General features: G+C 66.4%; 8 protein-coding genes. 1 reads left to right on the forward strand and 7 read right to left on the reverse strand.

Annotated elements, in window-relative coordinates:
• A complete protein-coding gene (locus tag HDC35_RS15200; RefSeq protein ID WP_184648224.1) occupies window positions 1–405 on the reverse strand; it encodes a nuclear transport factor 2 family protein in 405 nt (134 codons plus the stop codon).
• A 76-nt stretch (window positions 406–481) separates the two neighbouring features.
• Between HDC35_RS15200 and HDC35_RS15205 the strand changes: the two genes are divergently transcribed.
• A complete protein-coding gene (locus HDC35_RS15205; protein WP_184648225.1) occupies window positions 482–934 on the forward strand; it encodes a MarR family winged helix-turn-helix transcriptional regulator in 453 nt (150 codons plus the stop codon).
• On the opposite strand, the gene HDC35_RS15210 is transcribed toward HDC35_RS15205, so the two are convergent.
• The 6 genes from HDC35_RS15210 to HDC35_RS15235 form a co-directional block, all read right to left on the reverse strand.
• A complete protein-coding gene (locus tag HDC35_RS15210; protein WP_184648226.1) occupies window positions 928–1,872 on the reverse strand; it encodes a D-2-hydroxyacid dehydrogenase in 945 nt (314 codons plus the stop codon). The two genes, HDC35_RS15205 and HDC35_RS15210, sit on opposite strands and share 7 nt — an antisense overlap.
• Before the next feature lie 111 nt (window positions 1,873–1,983).
• Entirely contained in the window at window positions 1,984–3,459 is a 1,476-nt protein-coding gene (cysS, locus tag HDC35_RS15215) for a cysteine--tRNA ligase (RefSeq protein WP_184648227.1), read from the reverse strand.
• Between the two features lie 56 nt (window positions 3,460–3,515).
• On the reverse strand, window positions 3,516–11,750 hold the full coding sequence (locus HDC35_RS15220) for a hypothetical protein (protein WP_184648228.1): 8,235 nt from the start codon (window positions 11,748–11,750) through the stop codon (window positions 3,516–3,518).
• 41 nt (window positions 11,751–11,791) lie between these two features.
• The gene (locus HDC35_RS15225; RefSeq protein ID WP_184648229.1) at window positions 11,792–13,612 is read right to left on the reverse strand and encodes a ShlB/FhaC/HecB family hemolysin secretion/activation protein; all 1,821 of its coding nucleotides are present in this window, start codon (window positions 13,610–13,612) and stop codon (window positions 11,792–11,794) included.
• A 173-nt stretch (window positions 13,613–13,785) separates the two neighbouring features.
• Entirely contained in the window at window positions 13,786–14,553 is a 768-nt protein-coding gene (locus HDC35_RS15230; protein ID WP_184648230.1) for a hypothetical protein, read from the reverse strand.
• Entirely contained in the window at window positions 14,540–16,630 is a 2,091-nt protein-coding gene (locus tag HDC35_RS15235; protein ID WP_184648231.1) for an adenylate/guanylate cyclase domain-containing protein, read from the reverse strand. Before HDC35_RS15235 ends, HDC35_RS15230 begins: the two co-directional genes overlap by 14 nt.
• Window positions 16,631–16,634 lie beyond the last annotated feature (4 nt).

Raw genomic sequence — 16,634 nt, forward strand, 5'->3', positions numbered from 1 at the left:
CTAGTCGAGTCTGGTCCATTGTTCGTGGACGATCTCGCGCGCGATCTTGCCGTTTTTCATATGGAAGACGTGGAGAAGCCGCAATTCGACGTGCGAGCCGATGGGCAGCGGCGCGTTGTCCATCCCCTCGGCAACCAGCCGGAATCGGACGATCATGTCGTCCACAACGCGCGTTTCGGTGGCAAAGCGGTCGAGCGGGATGATTTTCACATCGGCGAGGGCGGAAAACATGCGCCGGTAATTCGCCTCGATCGCCGCCTTTGTATCGAACCATAGTCCACGGCCGGGCACTTCAAGCACGATATCGTCGGTATAGAGGGTCATCACCGATGCGGGGTCCAGCCCCTCATTGGCGATATGTTCGTGCGCCACGGCAAGATTTCGTTCGATCATGTTCATCGGCATGGTCAAGCTCATTAGTCAGTTAATCTGTCTTTCTGGTTTATAGACAGATAGACTGTCTTATGCAAGACTCCATTTTATGACTGACATGCATCCCCTCGATGGCGAACGCATCGCCCAGCTTTGCCGCGCGATTTACGACAATCTGCGCGAACAAATCTATGCCGCCGCAGCGCAAGAGGGGTTCGTCGATCTGCGTCCCTCGCACTCAAATGTCCTGCGCCATCTCGATCCAGCGGGATCACGTATCGTCGATCTGGCCGTGCGCGCGGACATGACCAAGCAGAGCATGGCCTATCTGACCGATGCGCTCGCCAAGCTGGATTATGTCGAGATTCGGCCCGACCCCACGGACGGCCGGGCGAAGCTGGTGGTTCTGACGCCTCGCGGCCACGATGCGGTCGCCACCTTGACCCGGCTCAGCCTCGAGGCGGAGGCGCGCATTGCGACGCGTCTGGGCAAGGCAAAGCTCGACGCGGTCCGCGACGGGCTGGCGGAGATTCGCGGCGTGCTGGAAAAGCCCGGTCAATAGCCGAGCGACAAATCGACGCGTGGCTCCACCGCTTCGCCCTTCTTCCACCGGTCCAGATTTTCAAGGAAACGCTGCGCCGAACGGACGAACATCTTGTCCTGCGCGCGGCCCGACAGATGCATCGTGATATGCGCATTGTCGAGGCTCCACAGCGGGTGGTCTTCGGGCAGCGGTTCGGGCGTGGTGACATCGAGGAAGGCCGAGGCGATTTGCTGCGCATCGAGCGCGGCAGCGAGCGCATCCTGATCGACGACGCTGCCGCGCGCGATGTTGATCAGTGTAGCGGTGGGTTTCATTGCGGCCAGTTCGGGGACGCCGATCATGCCGTCGGTTTCGGGCGTCGCGGGGACCGCGAGGATCACCCAGTCGAAATCGCCGAGTCTGGAGCGCCATTGGTCGGGGGTCAGCGTATTTTTCCCGGGCGAACGACGCACCACCGTCACGTCGACCGCAAAGCCCTTCAGCCGCTCCTCGATCAGCTTGCCGATCGCGCCATAGCCAAGGAGCAGCGCCTTCGAACCGAAAAGTTCAACCTTGCCGGGCGAGTCCATCAACCATTCGCGGCGTTCCTGCGCACGCACGACCTCGCGATAACCCTTGGCGACGGTCAGCATCCCCATCACGACATATTCGGCGATCGTGATCGCGTTGATCCCCGCGCCGTTGGTGACCACCGTTCCGCGCTGCCCCAGCAGGTCGAGCGGCATGCCATCGACCCCGGCGTAGATCGAATTCAGCCATTTGAGGTTCGTTGCGGCGGCGATGACGGCCGCCATATCCTTCTTGTCGTACATGTCGAACCAGCCGATCTCGGCGTGCGGCGCGAGGTCGAGCGCTTCCTCCTTCGACGCGAAGAAACGCGGTTCGACCCAGTCGGGAAGGCGGTTTTCGACGAGCGGACGGATCAGGCCCGACAGGACGGTGACGGTTTTGGTCATTGCTTTGCTCTCCCATTCCCGTTCGCATCGAGCGAAGTCGAGATGCCCTTCGATAGCGCGCTCCTTCCGGGTGTCTCGACTTCGCTCGACACGAATGGGAAGAAGCGTCGGTTAGTTATCCAGCCGCCAGTCCCAGCCGAGCGGGTCGCCGTCCATCACTTCGACCCCTCCGGCGGCGAGTTCGTCGCGGAGCGCATCGGAAGTAGCGAAGTCCTTCGCGGCGCGGGCCTCCTTGCGGCGGGTGAGGATGGCTTTGATTTCGGCTTCGGTGATCGTGGCGGCCTTCGGGCGAACTCGAGGCAATGCGGCCACATCATAGAAGAATTTCAGGCCGAGCACGTCGCCAAAGTCGGAAACGGCGTCGGCGCGCTGCCATTTGCTGAGATGTTTGGCGGCAAATGTCCGTTCCACGATCGTCAACGCCTGCGGCGTGTTGAGGTCGTTCGACATAGCCTCATCGAATTCGCGGCGCAGCGCTAAAATTTCCGGGCAGTCGGGCACCGTTTCCCGCCGTCCTCGCTCAATTTCGCACTCGAGCGCTGCAGCTGCATAACGAAGCCGCTTGAGCCGGGTGAAGGCCGCACCAAGACCTTCCCATGAAAATTCCAGCTCGCTGCGATAATGCGCCTGCAGGCACATCAGGCGGTAGGCGAGGGGGTGGTAGCCGCGATCGACGAGCAGTTGCAGGCGCAAAAATTCGCCGGTCGACTTCGACATCTTGCCGCCGCGATCGATCAGGAAATTATTGTGCATCCACATCCGAGCGCCCGAATGGTCTGCGCAATCGAGGCTGCCGCAGCCCCGATACGCCTGATTCTGGGCGATCTCGTTCGGGTGGTGAATTTCGCGGTGATCGATGCCGCCAGTGTGAATGTCGAAGGGCATGCCGAGTTCGGCTTCGCCCATCACCGAACATTCGAGGTGCCAGCCCGGTGCGCCGCGGCCCCAGGGCGAATCCCATTCCATCTGGCGGGTTTCGCCCGCAGGAGTCTTGCGCCAGATCGCGAAGTCCGCCGCGTGGCGCTTGCCTTCGACCTCTTCGATACGGCCTTCGCCGTCGTCGGTGACGGCGCGCGCGAGACGGCCATAGTCCGCAACCGTCGAGACGTCGAAATAGAGGCCGCTATCGAGTTCGTAGCAATGGCGGTCGGCGATGCTTTTGGCGAAATCGATCATTCGCGGCACATAGTCGGTCGCGACCGTCCATTTGACGGGGTCGCGCACGTTGAGCCACGACAGGTCGCGCTTGAATTCCGCGGTGTAAAATGCCGCGATGTCCCATGCGGTCTTTCCCTGCGACGCGGCCGCTTTTTCCATCTTGTCGTCGCCAGCGTCGGAATCGGATGTCAGATGCCCGACGTCGGTGATGTTGATGATATGGCGGAGCGCATAACCTTTGAACGTCAGCGTCCGGCCGAGCGTATCGGCGAAAACATAGGCACGCATATTGCCGATATGCTGGAAATTATAGACCGTCGGTCCGCAGCTATAGACGCGCGCTTCGCCGGGGTGGACGGGCACGAACTCCTCAAGGGAGCGCGTCAGGCTGTTGAACAGCTTGAGGGGGAGGGCAGGGGCGTCGGTCATCTTCGCGCCCATGCCCCGGCGGGCGGGTCAGCGTCAACCGAAACGCTTTCCTGCGCTCACTCCGTCGCGGGGCAGGTGCCGCCCGATGCGCTCCCCGGATCGCAGCTGTCGAATTCGGGCGTCCACAAATCGTCGTTGCCCGCGCCGGTCACCGGATCGTCGAGCAGGGGCTCGCCGCTCAGCGGGTCGAGGTCGCGCATCGTGATCAGCGGCTGGGGCAGGGTGTTGCCGTCGCCCTGGCCGTCCTCGTCGGCCTTGATCTCTTCCTCGATCACGTCCTGGATCGGGAAATCGCCGCCCTCGGTCGGCAGGTTGCAGGCGCCTGTGGCCGCGATCAGGCAGCCATTGAACGTCGACCGCGGATCGAAGCTGCCCGGTGTCGGCGCACCGCCCGCAATCGTCAGCAGCGGGATCGTGTCGAGCCCCGTGACCTGTCCGTTCGGCCCGAGATGGACGCCGTTGATGACGATCCGCGACGGGCCTTCGGTAAGCACGTCGAGCCCGCCGGCGCCAAAGGTCAGCCCGCGCCGCTGGGCGAAATCGGTGCCGGCGCCGCTGTTCTGGACGTAGAAGCCGCCCACGACCTCCGCGCGGATTCCGCGCGCGAAGAGCGCGCCTTCGTCGAGGAGGACGCCGTCATTCTGGGCGAGGCGCGTCTCGATCGCATGGGTGGTTGTCGCGGCGCCGACATCGGCGATCGCGTCGGCGGTCGCGACGATGATGTCTTCCGAGGCCATGTTGAGCTGGCCGGCGGGGGCATTGCCATTCAGCAGGCGAACGCTGCCCTGGCCGAGGATGACTTCCAGCGCCTCGCCGGCGAACAGGTTGAGCGCGTTGGCGTCGGTGAGTCCGGTCAGCTCGACATTGCCGACCACGCGCATCTTGCCCGGCGTACGGATGGTCAGCTGGCCGTTGGCGCCGATGTTCGACCCCGCCGCGCCGCCGGTCATGGTGAAACCGTCGACGATGACGTCGGGAGGCGCCGCCGACCCGACCGATCCGCCGCCCGCTGCCGCTACCTCGGGCGCAAAAATCTCGACATCGCTGCCGAAGACGCGGGTCAGCTCGCCGGCGTCGATATGATAGCCGTTCGGCGTTCCGGTGCCGCCGACGAAGGTCTGGTTGTCGGAATTGTTGTTCGCGATCGATACCGCGCCCGTGGTCCCCGCGGTGCCGACGCGGCCGGTCGATGCGATGTCGATATCGGCCGAGGCGAGCGCGATCGACTGGCCGGTGACGGTGCCGGTGATGCCGAGCGAAGTCCGCGCTGTCGCCGACAGCGCGCCCGCGACGTTCACGCTGTCGAGCGTCATGAAGCCGCCGCTCGCTTCGAGCACGGCGCTTTGCGCGGTCAGCGTGGTGACGCCAAGCCGTTCGCCGCTGCTCGAAAATTCGGCGCCTCCGGCGATGTTGCCGTCGACAACGAACAGGTCGCCGCCGCGCACGATCGCATCGCCGACATCGGTGGTTATAGTCGAGAAAATCATGCTGCCGCCATCGATGACGATCGAATCGGCGCTCGCATCGATATTGCCCGACGACACCAGCGTGTTCAGCGCGATGGCGCCATTGTCGCTGTTGAGTGTCGTCGTGCCGACGGCGAACAGCTCGTCCGCCGCGATGCCGGTCGCGCCATCGATCGCGACATTGTTGCCATAGATGCCCCCGACATCAACCGCCCCGCCCGCGATCAGCGAGATGTCGCCGAGCGCATTCATTCGCCCGCCGGCAATGTCGTTCGCCGAGGCGATCGTGATATTGCCATCGGCCGCCAGCGTGTTGATCGGGTTGCCCGCGGGCGTCGACAGTGCCGCCAAGCTCACGGAGTCGGCATTGATCACGATATTGCGATCCGCGACGACCGTGCCGCCGGCGGTCGTTGTCCCGGATGCCGTTACGAGCACGTCGTCGGACGAATCGAGGCCTATCAGCGTTGCGTCGACCGCCTGGACGGAGATGTTGCTGCTGCCGCCCGTAGCGCCGAGGCCCAGCGTCGTCGCATTGCTCAGCGCCGCATTGCCGCCTGTGGCGAGCAACACGATATCGTCGCCCGCCGACAGGCCCGTCGCGTCGATCGAGCCGCTGCTCGATGTCACGGCGATATCCGAGCCGTTGATCGACGACACGCCTTCGCCCTGCATGATCGTAAAGCCGCTGCCGGGCAGATAGTCCAGCAGGTGCGTGTCGGCGCCGTTGCCCGTCGCGGCGACATTGTTGGCGGTGACATTGCCGCCGGTGCGAATATCGACATCGTCGCCCGCGGTGAGGTTGGCCAGCGTGGCGGTGGTGCCGGCGCGGACGAGCAGGTCTTCGCCCGCCGTGCCGCCCGCGATCGCCGCCGAGCCGCCGGCATTGATACCGAACATGCGCGCGGCGGCGCTGTTCGCCAGCACGACATTGCCGCCGGCATCGACGAACAGATTGCCTTCCGCCGCGGCGCCGCTGGCGGTCGCCGACGCATCGACGTTGCCGCCCGCAGTCAGGGCGACGTCGCCGCCGGCCACATAGGTGCCGGCCAGGTTCCCCGCCGCCGATATCGCGATATTGCCGGCAAGATCGGCCTGGTCGATCGCGGCGGTGGTGCCGCTGGCCGCGGCAAAGAGCGACGCGTCGCCCTCGACCGTGCCGGTAATCGCAATGCTGTTGCCGTCGAGGGTGATATTGTCGCCCGCGCCGATGTCGACGCCGCGAATGCCTTCGGCGCCGGTGGCGGTCCCCGACGCCGATATGCCGACCGTCGTCCCGGCATCGATCGCGTCGAACAGGACATCGCGGCCGTCGATGCCCGTCGCCTGGCCCGACCGGAGCGTGCCGGCGGTCGCGATGGCGCCCGCGGCGGTCAGCGACAGATTGTCGAACGCGTCCATCGCGCTGCCGGTGATGTTCCCCGTCGACGCGGTCAGCGCGATATTCGACTGGTCGGCGGCCGTCGTGGTGATCTGCAGCGCATCGATGCCCGCCGATATCGGGCCGTAAATCACGCTCCGGCCGTCGGGGCCGGTGACTGTCGTCGTCAGGCCGTTCGCCGAAATGCTGCCCGCCGCGGTGGCGCTAATGTCGTCGCCCGCCGTGATATTGGCGAGCGTCGCGTTGGTGCCCGCGGTCACGAACACATCTTCGCCCGCGGCCGCATTGCCGATCGATGCGGCCTGTCCGGCGCGCACGCCCAACATGGTTGCCGCGCCGCTGTTCGACAGCGTGGCATTGCCCTCGGCGTCCGCCAGCACATGGCCTTCGCTGATCCCGTTCGGACCGACATAGCCGCCGTTGGCGACTGCGGAGGCGGTGATATCGGCGTCCGAAGTCAACAGGATATTGCCGCCCGAAACATAGGCGCCGGTCAGGTCGCCGCCAGCCGATATCATGATATCGCCCGAGACATCGGACTGGCCGATCGCGACGGTATCGCCGCCAAAGGCGAACAATCCGGCATCGCTCGTCACCGGGCCATCGACCGCGATCCGGTTCGCCGACAGGTTGATGTCCCCCCCGGCCGCGATGCTGCCTCCTTCGATCTCGGGCGCGGAGCCAGCAAGCCCGGTCGCGTTGAGCGACACCGTCGTCCCGGCCGTGATGCTGTTAAAGGCAATCGTTTCGCCGCCCACCGACACGAGGCCGCCGGCGGTGGAATTGCCAAGGTCGACGCCCGTCGCCGAGGCGATGATGATGTCGCCGCCGGTGATGATGGAATTGAGTCCGGTGCTGAAACCGGCGACATCGGCCGCGAAGTCGTTGTCGGCCTCGGCATGGTCGACGCGGGCTATTCCCGCTGACAGGACGATGTTGCTGCCGTCGCCTTCATTGTCGAGCCCGGTGCCACGGCTGAACGCGTTGCCGATGGTGGCGTCGCCGCCATTGCTGACGCGAATATCGTCGCCGGCGTCGAGTCCGGCGACATCGACGGCATCGACCGCCGCGATCCCGATGTCGTGGCCCGCGGTCAGCGTCCCGGTCGCCGTGAAATCGCCGGCGTTGGCGGTGGTCGCGATATCGGTCCCGGCGGTTATCGCGGCGAAGGCGAGATTGCCGCCGGTGACCGTCGTCGCCTGCCCCGATTGCAGCAGGCCGGTCGAGGTCACCGCACCGTCTGCCGTGACTGTCAGGTTGCCCGACGCATTGCCGCTGTTTGCGGCGATGCTGCCGCTTGCCGCGGTCAGGGTGATGTTCGCTCCGTCGGGCGCCGAGCTCGTCACGCCGAAACCGATGAACGACACCGGATCGTCGTTGTAGAAAAGCGTCTGCCCATCGGGGCCGGCGCCGGTCGTCAGCAGCCCCGATGCCACGATATCGCCGTCGGACAGGACGGTGAGGTCATCGCCCGCGCCGACATCGGCCAGCGTCGCAAGGTTGCCGCTCCGCACCAGCAGATCTTCGCCCGCGGTCACCGCAGCCAGCGAAACCGATCCGCCGGCGTTGGCGCCGAACATACCCGACGCGCTGCTGTTCGCGAGGATGATATCGCCCGCCGCTTCGGCGAACACGCTCGCCGCGATCGGCGGACCGCTGCTCGAATTTTGCGAGCCGATCGCATTGGCCGCTGCGTTGATGTCGGCGCCCGAATTGAGGCGGATATCGCCCCCCGAATTATAGGTGCCCCCGATATCGCCCGTCGCCGAGATCGAAATGGGACCATCGAAATTTGCGAGGCCGATCGCGACATCTCCCGCATAGCCGTTCGCAAAGAGGGCACCGGTCCCGCCGACCGTGCCGGTGATCGCGATACGCGCGGCGTTGAGATCGACATTGCCGCCCGAATCGATCGAACCGCCGCTGATGCCCAGCGCGCCCGGCACGTCGTCGTTGGCGCTGAGGAAGACCGAGCTGCCCGCGTCGATCATGTTGAAGACGATCGACAGCCCGCTGACCGAAACGAAGCCGCCCGCGGTCGAATTGCCCAGATCGACCGTGCCGGGCGTGGTGACGATGATATCGCCGCCGGTGACGATCGAATTGAGCCCGGTACGAAAACTGGTGCCGGTCGCGGTGAAACCATTGACCGCTTCGGCATGTTCGACCGCCGCCGCGCCCGCGGCGTTGATCGTAATATCGACAGCGTCGAGCTGGTCGACCCCCACCGCTCCGAGCGTCGAGGTGAGCGACAGCGTGCCGCCCGATGCCAGCAAACTGCCCGGGCCGCCGCTGATGCCGCTCGCGGTGGCGGTCAGGTTGCCGTCCGCGCGGATCGTCGGGGCAAGACCCTCGCGAAAGTCATGCCGTATGTCGATCTGATCGACGGCATCGATGGTCAGGACGCCATCGACGTCGAAGATGCCGTTCGACTGCGCGTAGGCGCCGATCGAGCTGTCCGTCGTGAACGTCACGTCACCCTGGCTGCTGATCGTGCCGCCGTTCATTGCAAGGAAAATGCCCGCTGGCGCAACATCGGTGTCGTTGTTGGTCGGATCGGCAAAGCCCGCAGCTTCGGCATCGAAGCTAAGGAAGTCGATATTGCCCTCGGCCCGCAGTTCGATGCGCCCCGCGACATCGCCATTGGCGTCGATTTGGGTATTGCCGAGAGTGATCGTGCCCGCGCCGGCCGGGCCGTTCAATGCCTCGATCACGACGCGTCCGCCGGTCGTGGCCAGTGCGCCGCCGCCGGTGCCGTCGCTGCCGCCGCCGTTGCCAATACCGCCAGATCCGCCGGTGCCCGACACGCCGCCGACACTGATTGCGACCGCTTCGCCGTTCGAACTGAGCGTGCCGCCGTTCGTAACGAGGTGAAGCGTGCCGCCGGAGCCGCCTCCGCCGAGCCCGCCATTGCCCGCCGCCGCATTGGCGTCGAAGACGCTGTTCGCGCCGCTGCCGCCATTGCCGCCGATCCCCGCATTGTCGAATTGGATGGCGCTGCCGTCGATCAGCCCGAGCGTGACCGTCCCGCCGTCGTTGGCGGCGATTTCGATCGTGCCGCCGCGTCCGTTGCCGCCGTCGCCGCCCGAGGGGCCGGTCAGCTCGAAAGCGCCGAACCCAAGCTGGGCGTTGCCGCCATTGCCACCGATGCCGTCAGTGATGAAATTGGTTTGCACCGCGGTCGCGCTTGCGTTGCCCTCGGCCGCGAAGCGCGATACGCCGCCGCTGCCATCGCCGCCATCCCCGCCGGCCCCATCGTTCGCGCCGCCGCCGTTGCCGCCGAGGCCCGACGAATCGATCGTGATCGCCAGTTCGCCGGCGTCGAATCCGGTGACGATCGCTTGGGAAAGTCCGCCGAAGCCGTCGCCGCCGTCGCCGCCGTCATTGTGATTGCCCCCGGCACCGCCGACGCCCTGCGCAACGCTGCTCGCGGTCCCGACACCCCCGATCGCCGTTTCAAGCCCGATCGTCGCGATCCCCCCCCGGCCGGTACCGCCGGTGCCGCCGACGCCGACGCTGGTCGCGCCGCCACTGCTGCTCGAGAAAAAGCTGTTGCCGCCGGTGCCGCCGATGCCCGATGCGTCGGCGATCATGCTGCTCGCGGTCGTCGTTCCGCCGGTGACCTGGACTGCGGCGTTGCCGCCGATCCCCTCCGCACCGTTTCCGGGCGTGCCGGGAACGCCGCCGAAGCTCGAAAAGTTGAAAAAGTCGCCACCCACGCCGCCGCTGCCGACCGCGCTCGCCTGAATGACGCTGGCGTCGACCACCGCGGTTCCCGAGATGTTGATGGTCGCGGAGCCACCGCGACCCTGGCCCCCGTCGCCGCCGGGGACGATGTTCAACGGATCATTGTCGCTGCCCGAAAGCCCGCCGCCGCCGAAGCCATCCGCGGTCGCGAAGATATTGGCGCCGTTCATCGTGCCGCCGCTGAGGTCGATCGTCGCAGTGCCGCCGATGCCGATGCCTGACGTGCCGTCCGCGGATCCGCCGAAGCCGTCGGCACCGACCCGCATGTCGCCGACCGACACCGTGCCGCCCGTCTGGGTGAAGCTGGCGGTGCCACCCTGCGCGTCCCCCGTCACGGCGTCGGGTGTCCCCGACGCTTGTACCGTGAGCGATCCTGCCGCCAGCGTGCCGCCGCTGACGTCGATCGCGGCATTGCCCGCCGCGGCGGCGGTTCCGCCCGACTGGATGGTAAAGCTGCCCGTCGCGCCCGCCTGCTGTCCCGCTCCAAGATTCAGCGAAGCGCCGGCATCGCCGGTGAAGCTGCCATTGCCCTCTACGAAGAACTGGCCCTCGGCCGACAGCGGCGTCGGCGAAGACGGCAGCGTCTGCGTCGCGGCGGCGGCAAAGGTGCCACTGGCGCGTGCCACGACGTCGCTGCGGAACAGCGTGTCGCCGGCGGCGATATTCGCCGCGGTCGTATTCACCGGCGCGGCGTCGAGTTCGCCGCCCGTGACATTATAGCCCGCCGACAAGCGGACCGCACCGTCGGGATCGATCTGGGCCGAAAGCGCGTCGTCATAACCGATCGCGCCGCCGACCAGCATCGTCACCGCGTCATTCTTGGGGATCGCGACCATATAGATGCGGCTCTGGTCGGTATCGCCCTGCTGGTGCGCGGGGCCGGTGGTGCTGCCTGTGTGCGTGATGACGTTGCCGCCTTCGGCGCCGACGAGGACATTGATGTCGAACAGCCCGCTGTTGATTCGGATATCGGCCTGTTCGGCAGCGACATAGGCCACGGAGCCATCGACCCTGACGGCGCCTGCCTGAACGACGCGCGGCGCGACCAGCGCGACATAGCTGCTGCCCGGATCGCCCACATTATTCGCGTTGATCGCGCCGAGAACGCCGACCGAGGCGGTGCTGCCCGGTGCGCCGCGAAAGCGGATCGTGTTGCCGGGGCCGAGTAGCCCGCCCGTCGTGTCGATGTCGTTGGATGTCAGGACAAGGCTGCCGACATTGATGACGCCGCTGCTGCCGATCAGGACGCCGCCGGCGTTCTGGAACCAGATATTGCCGCCACGCGGGCCGGTGGTTGCGCCGAGATAGCTGTTCACAGTGCCGTTGAGCGCGATCTGGTCGGTGATCGATGCGCCAGATCCCGAGGTGAAGCGGTTGAGGACGATATAGCCCGACGTGTCGCCGACGAAGTTCAGCGTGTTGCCCGACGGCAGGAAGTCGATCACGCCGTCGACCGGCGCGTTCGACGGGGTCCAGGTGACGATATTCTGGGGTCCGGTGACATTGACCGTCGACGGGTTTACCCCGGTGCCCCCCGTCGTGCCCCCGGGCAGATTGGTGATCGTACCCGATCCCGCCACCTGAGCCAGCGCCGGCCCACCATAGGCCAGCGCAATCAGCCCGGCGGCGATCGCACAGCTTTCGAACAGGCGTCGTTTTCCATGGCAGCTCGGCGAGGGGGTGGCGGTGGCACGCATGGCGGTCGTCCTCGATGCAGAGACATGGGCAGGGGTCATGATCAGCGCGCCCGCACGCCGAATTGGGTCGTCAACGACACGAGCAGCCGCGGGTCGGGTCGCTCGGCCAGGAAGCCGCCGCGGTTGAGCGGGACCGCCAGGGTCACGTCGAGCCGGCCAAGGTCGCCATAGGCGACGCGTACGCCGCCGCCAGCCGAATAGAGTTTCTGAGGGTTCAGCCCGTTGAAGGCATTGTCCTTGTTCCACACCCAGGCGGCGTCGAAAAAGGCGAAGGGCTGGACGGCAAAGCTTTTGGTGTTGGCCGGGACGAACGAGCCATAGCGCGCCTCGAGCGCCACCGCGACGCCCTTGTCGCCGATCACCGTGCCGGGATCGAACCCGCGCCCGACGGTGAAATTGCCGCCTGAAAATTCCTCATAGGCGAGCAGCGGATCGCTCGCCCATTGTGCGCGCGGGGCCGCCGACAGGGTAAAGAGTTTCGCCGGACGCCATTCGGCCTGCGCGCTGGCGCGGACGAGGAAGGCGTCGGGCTTGCCCTCGATGCGCGTCAGCGGAACCGCGCCGGGCAGGAAACAGGCGGCGCCGGTCGAGCCGCAATCGTCGCTGGCGCCAAGGAAATCGACGCCCTGCCGCAATTCCAAGGAGGTCGAATAGGACCAGCGCGGCTGGGACGGACTGAACCCGCCGCGCCCCGATATCGATGCGGGATCGATCCAGCTGCCGTCGGCGCGCAGGTTGAACACGCGCAGCCGGTCGCGGTTGATCGGAACGCCGCCCAGAGCGATGTCCTGGTCGATGAGGTCGAGCCCGCCGCCGATCGTGATCCGCTCCGCTTGCGTCAGCGTGACGGGATAGGATGCGAACAGGCTGACGATCTGCGTTTTCGATTTGATCGGGAAGGCCGCGATGTCGGGGCGCGTCCACGCGCGGGTATAGCTTGCGCCGAACCGCAACCCTTCGCCGCCAACGCGAAACTCGTGCGCGAGTTGCACGACATTCTGCTCGTCGAAGTCGGGGGTCGAATAGAAGCTGGCGGTGGTGAGGTCGCCCATGCCGGTCAGCCCGGCGAAGCGGACGCGCGCGGTGCCGCCCCAGCGGCCGACGTCGCGCGATCCGAAATTCTGGGCGTTGAAGTCGAACAGGACGGGCGTGCGCGCGACGGTCACTTCGCCGACGACTTCGCCGGGCGCACCGCCGGGGCGCAAGGTCAGCCGGGCGTCCATGCCGGGGATATCGCGCGCGAGCAGCAGATAGCGTTCGGCCTCGGCAACGTTGAACACGGGTTGGTCGTCGAGCCGCGACAGATAGCGTTGCAACAGCCGTTCGTTCGCCCCGGCGTCGCCGCGCACTTCGACCCGCGTCATGCGGGCGGAGAGGATATCGAGGCGGACGATCCCGTCGCCGATCGTCTGGGCCGGCACGCGGACTGCCGCGAGATAGCCGCGCGATCGCAACAGCGTGGCGGCGCGGTCGCGAATGTCGCAAACGGCGGCGATCGGCAGCTCCTGCCCGACCTTGTCGGACCAGCTGGGCGCGAGCAGGGCGGTGTCGATGCCCTCGACATTCGCAAACTCGACGCCGCGCAGCGTGAAGCGGATGTTGGCAAATTCGGGATTGGCAAGCGGGCAGGGTGCGCGCTCGATGCTGTCGTCGGCGTAAACGACCTGTTCGTTCGGCTGGGTCACCGGCGCCAGAACCGGCTGCTGGATTTCCTCGCGCGTCGGGACTTGCGGTGTCGCCTGTGCCAGCGCCGCGGCGGGCAGCGCCGCGGAGACCAACGCCGCCGAACGGATCGCGGTCCGGCGAATGGCTGCCCTGCGGGGCCGCGCCACCCGAATATGTTCCACTTCCCCCGTGATCATCACCACCCCTTGCGTACGGCGGCGCCGCAAGGCCGCGGCGCCCCAATTCAAACGGCCCCGCCGGAAACCGGCAGCGCGAATTTCGACCCAAGGAAAGGCTCCGCCTATGGGTGGCGGCTTTTCTCCTGATTATTATCAGATGGTCCGGGCGGGTTCAATGCCGCCCGCGCCGTTCAACCTTGCCCTGCCTCCGCTTCCGACATCGTATCGACCAACCGGTCGAGCTGCGGCGAACAGCCCTTGGTCATCAGCATGTCGATCGACCCCTCGACCGTGTCGGGTATCGTATCCATAGCGGCGAAGCGGACCGTCACCGGCTGCGCCAGCCCGCCGCCCGACAGGCGGTAGTCGGTGTCATATTGCACCGGCAGGACATCGACCGGCCATTTGCGGAAATTGGCGCCGTCGACGATCGCAACCATGGTCTTTTTGCCCGCGCTCTCGATCTCCAGCGCGGTGTCGCCCACCATATTGGGGCGCCACAGCATCAGGGTCGCCGGATCGGCGACGCAGAAGGTGCCGCCTTCGCGATAGTCGAGCAGCCAGAGATTGGGCGCCCGCATATCGGCGGGCTGGGGTGCCGCCGGATCGCCGCGGGTAAACCCGCCGCGCGACCGCATCGTCGGCCCCTTGGCCAACATGCGCGCCACATTGCCGCCAAGCGACTGGCTGGCCTGTACCGTGCCGGTGGCCCCGAACGTCCCGGGCCCCGAAAGCGTGCGCGTCTTGCCCGCCTGCATCAGCACGATCTTGTCGCCGGCGACCAGGTTCAGCTTGTCGGTCGATTTCAGCTTGGCGCCGGTCGGATATTTGCCCGCGGACGGCCCGGTCGAACGGACGACCATCGATTGCGCGGCGGCGGTGCCGACCATCGCGACCGCCATCACGGCGGCAACGGCGGTCGGGCCCAGGCGGCGCATCGGCATGTCAGGAAAGGACATAGCTTTCTCCTCTTTCGGTCTCGTTCAGGCGTTCTATCAGGAACATGATGGATGCATCCTGAGCAAATTCCTCTGCCAGCGCTGTGGCGCCGGTCACATAGGCATTTTTATCGCCCGCGGCGTGCGCCGCGACAAGCGCCCCGATGCGCGCGCGCCGTTCCGCCGCAAGATCGGGGCGGGGGGTAAAAACATCGACCGGCTGCGCGCGCCCGCGAAGCGTCACGCGGCCCATCGGCACCAGGTCGTCGCGGCCCGATCGCGCCGCCGCCTCGGCCGAGACCAGCACACCGGTCTTGAGGCTCTTGTTCGCCGCCTCGAGCCGCGACGCGGTGTTCATGCTGTCGCCGAGCGCGGTGTACTGGATGCGTCCTTCGCCGCCGAAATTGCCGACGATCGCGTCGCCGACATGCAGCCCGACGCGCGTCATGCCGATCAGGGGAATATCCTCGGCGGCGAGGTCGATGCGGAATTTCTCGCCGGCTTCATACATGTCGAGCGCCGCCGCCGCCGCCTGCGGGCCGTCGTCGGGCCGGCTGAGGGGCGCGCCCCAGAAGGCGACGACCGCGTCGCCGACGAATTTGTCGATCGTCCCGCCGTGCGCGAGCACGATGTCCGACAGACGGTCGAGATATTCGTTGAGCAGGCGGGCGACGGTTTCCGGCGTCACCGCATGGCTCAATTTGGTGAAGCCTTCGAGATCGGTGAAGACGCAGAAGATGTTGCGCCGCTCGCCATGCAGCGAGAGCTGGTCGGGGTCGCGCATGATCTGCGCGGCGACGTCGGCGGGCAGATATTTGCCGAGCGCCGACTGCGCGAAGGCGCGCTGGCGCGACCCGACGGTGCGCGCCGCGGTGCCGACGGCAGCATAGCCGAACAGCCAGCCGATCGCCCAGCCGAAGGTGGGCAGGGTGGTCGTGTCGACTCCGCGCCCCTGCAACCAGAAGGGGAAGGCGATGAAAAAGGCCATTTGCCCGAGGAAGGCGAGCGCGACCCAGCGCGCGCGCAGGTCGATCAGGCTGGTCAGCCCCCCGGCGAGAACGATCAGGATCGCGAGCGCCCACAGCGCCGGCCCGGCGATCGGCCGCGTCCAGGCGCCGTCGAGTTGCTGCGCGAGCATATGCGCATGGACCTCGAGCCCGATCATCGTTTCGTGCTGCCCCGTGATCGCGTCGGGAAAGCGGCTCAATGGCGTATTGAACTGGTCGTTGTCGATGATGTCGCCGCCGATCAGGACATAACGGCCCTTGACCAGCTCGGCGAAGCCCGCGCGCATGTCGGCATCCATCGGCAGCGCGAACGTGTCGATCGGGATGTTGGCGAAAACGGGCTCCTCCTGCCCGGCGGCAGCGCGTGCGGGCACGAGGAACCGGATATTGCCCTGGAAATCGGCGTGGGCGGGATCGACGGGGGCCAGCGCATTGGACATCAGCGGCGGCAGATTCTTGGGTCGGTCGGGCCAGTTGCGGATCACGCTGTCGTCGTCGGTGCGGAACAGCACGCTTGTCGGCTTTGTCCTGTCGGTCGCGACGTCGGCGATGAAGGTTTCGAGAAATTTCTGCTGTTCGAAGAAGATGGTGTTCGGATTGCTCGCCTGTTCGGCATAGGCGAGCCAGGTCGGCGTTTTCATCGCGCGCAGCTGCGCCTTCAGCAAATCGTCGTCCGGGCGCGGCGAATCGAACGCGATATCGATGCCGATCGCCTTCGCGCCCATCTGGTCGATATTGCCGAGCGCGTTGGCCAGCAAGGTGCGGTCGAGCGGCGAGCGGATACCGGTGTTGAACAGCGTCTCGTCATTATAGGTGACCATGACGATGCGCTTGTCCTGTTCGACATGCGGCGCCATCAGCGTCGCGCGCGCGTCATAAAGCGCGCGTTCGGCGGCATCGATCAGCGGCATCTGCCAGCTGAAGCGCGCGATCAGCACGGCGACGAGCAGGAAAAGGATGGTCGCCGCCATCCGCGACGGCCCGAGCTGCGTGACAAGCCGGCGCACCCGCTTGCGCAGCGGCACGGCGGCCGGCCTGCCGTCCGGCGCGGCATCGCTCGCTTCGGGTTGGATGGGTTCGGCTGTCGTCATCGGA

This window comes from Sphingopyxis sp. JAI128, assembly GCF_014207235.1.
In the GTDB taxonomy this organism is placed as follows: domain Bacteria; phylum Pseudomonadota; class Alphaproteobacteria; order Sphingomonadales; family Sphingomonadaceae; genus Sphingopyxis.